Here is a 7,351-nt window from a genome sequence, read left to right on the forward strand (position 1 = left end):
TTTAACATGTTTTTCTAAACTCCAGCTCCGCGTAATGAGGTTTGAAAAGATATCCTTAGCTTTTAAATTTTTATTCATCAGATCATTTGGTATTAAATCTACTGTCATTGAAGGTGTTTAGTAAAGAAGCATTAAAACATCGGCGGTACGTTTTTGCTAATTTCAGAAACGATAGATGCAATCGACTGAATTTGCTGTTCATCCAAGTCAAAGGCATCGAGGATTTTTCCTTCCAGGTTTTTTGTGACATTTCGTTTTCCAATTTCAACGAGTGCGATGAGAGCATAGCTACAATTAACAATTCTGGCAAAATCTCTTTGAGTCATGTTATAGCTTTCTCTTAAAAACTTGATAATCTCTTTATTCATATTCTACCTCCATTAGAAAAAGCTATGGATATTTATAAATTAGCATTTCTCTTATTTTCTGTCAAAATTAATTGCTGAATTGGATTCCCATAGCACACATAAAAGCAGACGAAACCAGGAAATAATGACTGGTTAGCATCTGCTTAATAAATGCAACAATATTGGAATTCATTATCGGTTTGTATTATTCACATTTGGAAAGACGCGACGAACATTATCGTTAAAATCATCGATTAAATCTTGCGTGTTATTCCCATTACGAATCCTATCTGCATAATTACTCATATTATTATAAAAACCTGAGTCGGTTGTAACAAAAACTCGGTCTATTCGGTTATCGTAAGCCTTCACCTTTTGGGTAATTTTCCTTTCTAAATCAGAGGAGATGGTATTTCCATTATTTACATTGACCGCATTCTGATTTTTATTGGTATTAGGCGCAACCATATCACGTTCTTCAGATGGATTCCTTGCTGAATTTCCATTTCCATTTTGATTCATAATTCCCGTTGGATTTCCTTGCCCAACCTTTGTACCAGTATTTTGGTTTTGTCCTGTTTTATCATCAGCGTGATTATTTAATCTGACGGATACATAGGCTGTATCACCTGCCACGATCACATTGGCATGGTCTACCTCTTCCATTACCGCTATCCTATCGGCAATTCCATCTGCGACATCCATCCGTTGATTTCCCGTTCTTCCATCAAGTTCAACCCGATCATCGTCGATATCGTTCACTCTTGCCTCACGTGTCTCATTATCATTATTTACCCCACAACCAAATGCAAAAAGTAAAAATGTAGAGGCGGCTATTATGCTTAGTCTTCTCATCCTTTTTTCACACTCCTATCACATTTATTCGAAGATAGGTTTCCAAAAAAATAGGGAAGTATTCTATTTAGAATATTATTTTTTGTAAAATGTGAAGAATTGTTAATGGGTAAAATTTTTAAGAAAATTATTGTTGGAAAATAGAAGGCAGAGTTTTTGGGTGTAGAGGGAAGAAAAGATAGCAATAATAATGAGAAGAACCAATTTTGGTCATTGAGGATAAGTTAACGGAAATAAGACAAGTAAAATGATCAATTCAGATTATAAAAAACAGGAACCATAAAAATGATTCCTGTTTTCAAAAATTTGCCTAGACGAAAATATTATAAAATGAAAATCCAAAAAGCAATCGCTAAAATAAAGCGATAGATGGCAAATGGAATTAATTTTACCTTATTAATTAACTGCAAGAAAAACTTAATGGCTAAAAGAGCTACAACAAATGCGGTAATAAAGCCTGTAATAAATAGAGGAAGATCCTGTACGGATAAGTAGGACCAGCTATCAAGCAAATCCTTTCCAGTTGCCGCAGCCATTATAGGAAGAGCCATGATAAAGGTAAACTCCGATGCAGTTTTATGATTTAATCCAGAAATAAGTCCGGCAGATATCGTCGAACCAGAACGGGAAAAACCTGGCCATAACGCTAGGCATTGAAAGATCCCCATTATGAAGGCTTGACGATAGGACATTTTATCCAGCTCCATCGTATTGGTATGATTTTTTTTCATTTTTTCGGCTAGTATCATTAATATCCCACCAGCAATCAACCCAATGACAACGGTTTGTGAAGAAAACAGCACTTCTTTAATAAAATGATGGAATAATACTCCTCCAATCATGAAGGGAAGAATTCCAATCAATATATGGATTAAGCTTAATTGATGCTTTTTTCCTGTATGTGATTTTGCGTCTGGACCAATCCCGATTAATCCGAGAATTCTTTTCCAAAATACAACGGCAACAGCTAAAATAGACCCTAATTGGATGACAATCTCAAATGTTTTGGCTGTATTTGTTCCTTCAAAACCGATTAAATGACCGACTAAAATTAAATGTCCTGTTGAGGATACGGGAGCAAATTCAGTTAATCCCTCAACAATCCCCATAATAAATCCAATAATGATATCCTTCATCATACATCTCCTGTTATCCATGATTCTTTTTTTACTGCTTTTTAATTATAGTAAAAAGATGGAGAGAAGTATAATGTTTTCTGAAGTGAATAAAAGTGATTCTCCAAAAAAGAAATGAAATAGCAGTTGGAATTATTTTAAAATAGTAATATTTCTAGGGAAAAAGAAATAATAAATTAACAATATTTAGAAATTTCTTCCTCGAATATATGTAAATTTTAATGAAATAATTGATATATTAGCTTGTGAAATTCTGAATAACAAGTTATCATACGGATGATTGACTTTCTATATTTAATCCTTTGCTCAAGGTAAGTCATCACGAAAATTAGCAATAGAATGGGGAGAACCACCTATGAAGTGGATAAAAAACGTAAAAATGCTTTCTAAAATGATTATCCTATCTGTTATTGTTCTTGTAAGCTTACTGAGCATTGGTGGGGTCGGCTTTTCACAAATAACAAAAATGGGTACCTCGTTAGAAAACATGTACAAACAAAATTTAATCCCAATTGAAACCATTAGCTTAATGAAATCCAATCAGCAGTATATTCAAACCTCATTGCTAGAATTACTGATCACTAAGGATCAAAACGGGGTGAATGAGTTATTAAGTGATATTGATAGAAGAACAAAAGAAAATGAAAGCTTAAGAGGAAAATATAAGTCAAGTGACGCTGCTGAAAAAGGTTTATTAATCAAACTAGATCAGTTAACAAAAAATTTCAACAAACATATTACCGATTTCATTTCCATTGCAAGTGAAGATAAAAAAGAGGAAGCATATAATTTATACGAGTCTCAGCTTGAACCAACTGAGAAAGAGCTTGATGCTACCTTTACAAAGCTAGTTTCAATGAGCTCTCAAGAAGCGAAAGTAGTTAATGAGGATAATAAAAAAGAAATCAAATCTTCTCTTACGATTATGATTGCGATCATTGTAATTGCCCTAATTATTATTACCCTAATCAGTTGGATTATCACGAGAGCGATTGTTAATCCAATCAAAGAAATGGAATCAGTTATGAAAAAAGCGGAAAGCGGAGATATATCCGCAGAAAGCAGCTATCAATCAAAGGATGAGATTGGTGCTCTTTCTCGGTCTTATAATGAAATGTTAGCTCAAATACGTAATGTCATTATGAAAGTTCGGGAGGCTTCTGATATGGTGGCTGCCTCTTCTGAGGAATTGCTTGCTAGTGCGGAACAAACAAGTGATGCCACTGATCATATTGCTCAAGCTAGTACTGAACTTGCGTCAGGCTCAGAAAGTTCAGTCCAAGGTGCAGAGAATGCTTCTATTTCAATGGGTAATATAGCTGTTGGAATCGCCAATATCTCAGAATCTATTGAAAATGTAACCACTCACTCTAATGTGACAAACGCTGAATCTCAAAAGGGCGATGAGGCTATTACTAAAACCATTGAGCAAATGGGGACAATTAATGAATCCGTAGCATTTTCTTCTGATGTTATTAAACATCTTGGAGCACGCTCTGAGGAAATTGAGAAAATTGTTGGCGTCATTTCTGGTATCTCTGATCAAACTAATTTATTAGCTTTGAACGCGGCGATAGAGGCTGCGCGTGCAGGGGAGCATGGGAAGGGCTTCGCTGTTGTTGCAGACGAAGTAAGAAAGCTTGCTGAGGAGTCAAGAAAATCAGCTGAGCAAATTACGAACTTAATTCGTGATATTCAAGAAAATACAAATAACTCTGTGGTTTCTATGGAAAAATGTACGAATGAAGTTGAAACTGGGATGCTATTAGTGAACCATACCGGAGAATCCTTCAAAAAAATACTGAACTCCGCCCTAGATGTATCCAAACAGGTAGAAGAAGTATCTCGTTCGATTGGACAAATCTCAGCAAGTGTCGAGAATTTGGCGATGAATATGGTAGAAGTATCAATGAACGCCGAAAATTCTGCACAAAATACACATAATATTGCTGCAGGGGCACAGCAGCAATTAGCATCCATGGAAGAAATCACTGCATCTGCCCATTCATTAGCAGGAATGGCTGATGATCTTCGAAAAATGGTAAGTGCCTTCAAAGTGAGTGAATAAACACTTACACTATAAAATTATATTTCTATATGAAAATGAAAGGGGATGATTGCATTTGTACAATCATCCCCTTTCATTTTTCAGATAAATGGAACAATTTACAAATCAAAGAACATTATTAGGATTGACTATTAGGTAAATAATCCCTGTGTTAAAATTACTATATATTGTATAAATATTAAGGTGGGATAGTAATGAAGCGGAAATCGATTGTACAAAATATTATATTATGCAACATCTTTTTTCTCATCATCCTTTTATTTATGAATATTTTAACCGTTTACATGTCCGTAAGATACAGCACGGAAAAAACGTTGGGAGAGAATACCGAACGAATCGGGCAACAGTTTGAGAAAAAACTGAATCTTGATGATTATGAAAAATTCTTGCAGGATGAAACAGAGAATACCTATTATTGGAAATTGAGGGATCATCTAAATTCTTTTCGTGAAGAAATTGGGGCAATGTATGTCACGATTATGACGGTTAAGGATAAACAAGTGCATATCTTAATCGATGGTGCTCCAAGAGACGAAAAGGACTATAGTCCAATTGGAGAAAAAGCTGTGAATACATATGACGAAATTTCTCCTGTACTTGAAGGAAAAACCGTCAGCACGAAAGTCACAAAAGATCCTGTTTATGGAGATTTTCTAACGGGCTTTGTTCCGATTAAAAAAGGGGATAAAGTAATTGGGATGCTGGCCATTGATATTGCAGCTAGCAAGCTTAGCTCAATTGACCATTCTATTACTACTAAATTTCTCACCTATATTATCTTAATCTCCATTGTGATGTTTATTGTGATGATCTTGGGAAATTATTTTTATATAAAGAAAGCGCTTAAACCAATGAAGATGTTGGATCATATTGTTAATGAAATTGCTGATGGACAAATTAAGCAATATGAGTGGAAAGAAAAGAAAAAACGAGAAAATGAATTTGATAGTATTTACCATTCCTTCAGTAAAATGGTGAATCGCTTGAAAGAAATAATTGAGGGAGTTCAAGTTACAGCAAAAGAAACGAATAAGAATTTTCAGAATGTTCTTCAACACGCAAATGATGTGAATAGTCAAACGGAGGATATCAATAAAGCAAGTTCTGAGATCTCGATGGGAAACCAAGAAGTAGTCCAAGCAGTGGAAAAAACTATTGAAGATGTTCATCATCAAGAAATGGAAATTACCCAAATAAATTCCCGAATTATTGAGATGAATGAGTTGTTTTCTAAAGTGCATGATGAACATCAGGAAAGTGAAAATAGGCTACGTCAATTTGTTGATCGCTCTAAAGTTACCAGAGAAGATTTTAATCAAATGACAGAAGAAATGAATCGCCTAAATGAGCTATCACAAAATATTAGTCATATTATTGAAGAGATAGACGATATATCCGGGCAAACGAAAATGCTCTCGTTAAATGCTGCTATTGAAGCTGCAAGGGCGGGTGAATATGGGAAAGGCTTTGCCGTGGTAGCCAATGAGGTGGGAAGACTATCACAGCAATCAGCAGAAGCAACGAAATCAATCGACGATCATTTATCGAATATCAAGAACCAAATTCTATTGTCCATTGAAAAAACCAATCAAACAACGAATCAAATGATCAAACAAACGGAAGATATTCAAATGGTGGTCGAAAGTATTGAAAAAGTCTCCCTCTATATAGGAGATGCAAGCATGGCTGTGAAAAGCATTTTTGAAAAGATGTCTATCTTCAAGCAAAATCAGGTGGAGATACTAGAAAAAATGTCCTCTTTAGGCGATGTATCTGAGGAAACAGCAGCTGCAGCAGAGGAAATCAATGCCTCCATAACACAAGTTCAGGAAAATTTTAAAGGTTTCTTAGAATATATTGAAGAAGTAAAGAAAAGTACCGATCATCTCGTAGAAAAAATATATATGTTTACCATTGAAAGCAAGGATTAAGTACCAGATGCAAATTTTTTATATTAGATAAATAGAATCAGTGGAAGGTGAGAGAGTGGACTTTTTTGATATTACTTCAAAACATATTCAAACACTGAATAATAATGAAAAGGAAATCTATAATTATATTGTTCACAATATGGATGATGTGAAAAGATTTACGATTCGTGAACTGGCTTCAAAATGCTTTGTCTCACCAGCGACCATTTTCCGTCTCATTAGGAAAATTGGGTTTGCAGGTTACAGTGATTTTACTGCTATCTTAAAATATACTGATATTGATTCGGTAAATAATCATAATCCATTCGTGGTATCACAAGAAAAATATCAAATTGAATACTTGAAAAATATTTATGAATCTGTTCGCGTTCTGGATCAGCAAAAGGTTGGTAGAATTATTGAACTATTACACCAAAATCCGAGAATTGTCGTCATGGCAAGAGGCTTAAATAAAAGTGTGGCACATTATTTTGAGTATATTTTTTCTGGCTTAGGTTTTGAGGTGTTATTTCCAGAAGATCATTATTTTCGAATAATGCTTTTAAATAGGATTCGCAATACAGACTTAGTGTTTTTTTTCTCTTATGGGGGAGAGGATAAAGAATTAATTCAGGATATTGAACAAATGAATGTGAAATCAAAGGCCACTATTGTTTCGATAACATCGGCAAATAATAATTCTGTTCAAAACATGAGCGATATCAATCTCTATGTTTTTGCCGATTATATCCAACATAAGAGTATTGATATGACCTCGAGGATATCAATGATTAGCATAATTGAATTAATTGCCTACAGGTATATGGAAGGACTGAATAAGAAAAAGTTCAATTTTTATGTGGATTAATAATGGAATAGGGAAAAGCAGCTCCAAATTGAACTGCACCCCAATTGTTAGACACTATCTAACAATTGGAGGTGCAGTTTTTATATGACTAAATATACAAGTGATATAAAATTAAATATTATTCAAGGCTATAACCCGAAAGTAATTTCTCAAAAAGAATATGCCAA

6 protein-coding genes are annotated in these 7,351 nt (G+C 34.4%); 3 read left to right on the forward strand and 3 right to left on the reverse strand.

Annotated features, from left to right (window positions below; translation table 11 throughout):
* Positions 1 to 131: 131 nt before the first annotated feature.
* From ACE38V_RS09310 to bacA, 3 genes are all read right to left on the reverse strand, one after another.
* Positions 132 to 368 carry a helix-turn-helix domain-containing protein gene (locus ACE38V_RS09310; protein ID WP_375840947.1) on the reverse strand — a complete coding sequence of 79 codons (237 nt, stop codon included), beginning with the start codon at positions 366 to 368 and terminating at the stop codon, positions 132 to 134.
* Positions 369 to 539: 171 nt separating this feature from the next.
* Positions 540 to 1,202, reverse strand: a complete 663-nt coding sequence (locus tag ACE38V_RS09315; RefSeq protein ID WP_375840948.1) for a YhcN/YlaJ family sporulation lipoprotein — start codon at positions 1,200 to 1,202, stop codon at positions 540 to 542.
* Between the two features lie 323 nt (positions 1,203 to 1,525).
* On the reverse strand, positions 1,526 to 2,338 hold the full coding sequence (gene bacA / locus ACE38V_RS09320; protein ID WP_375840949.1) for an undecaprenyl-diphosphate phosphatase: 813 nt from the start codon (positions 2,336 to 2,338) through the stop codon (positions 1,526 to 1,528).
* A 355-nt stretch (positions 2,339 to 2,693) separates the two neighbouring features.
* On the opposite strand from bacA, the gene ACE38V_RS09325 reads away from it, so the two are divergent.
* From ACE38V_RS09325 to ACE38V_RS09335, 3 genes are all read left to right on the forward strand, one after another.
* Positions 2,694 to 4,406 (forward strand): methyl-accepting chemotaxis protein, encoded by a 1,713-nt coding sequence (locus tag ACE38V_RS09325; RefSeq protein ID WP_375840950.1) that lies wholly within the window; start codon positions 2,694 to 2,696, stop codon positions 4,404 to 4,406.
* A gap of 194 nt (positions 4,407 to 4,600) precedes the next feature.
* Positions 4,601 to 6,337: a methyl-accepting chemotaxis protein gene (locus ACE38V_RS09330; RefSeq protein WP_375840951.1), complete on the forward strand. Its 1,737-nt coding sequence runs from the start codon at positions 4,601 to 4,603 to the stop codon at positions 6,335 to 6,337.
* Between the two features lie 55 nt (positions 6,338 to 6,392).
* Positions 6,393 to 7,184 (forward strand): MurR/RpiR family transcriptional regulator, encoded by a 792-nt coding sequence (locus tag ACE38V_RS09335; protein ID WP_375840952.1) that lies wholly within the window; start codon positions 6,393 to 6,395, stop codon positions 7,182 to 7,184.
* Positions 7,185 to 7,351 lie beyond the last annotated feature (167 nt).

This window comes from Cytobacillus sp. Hz8, from assembly GCF_042263505.1.
GTDB lineage: Bacteria > Bacillota > Bacilli > Bacillales > Cytobacillaceae > Bacillus_BE.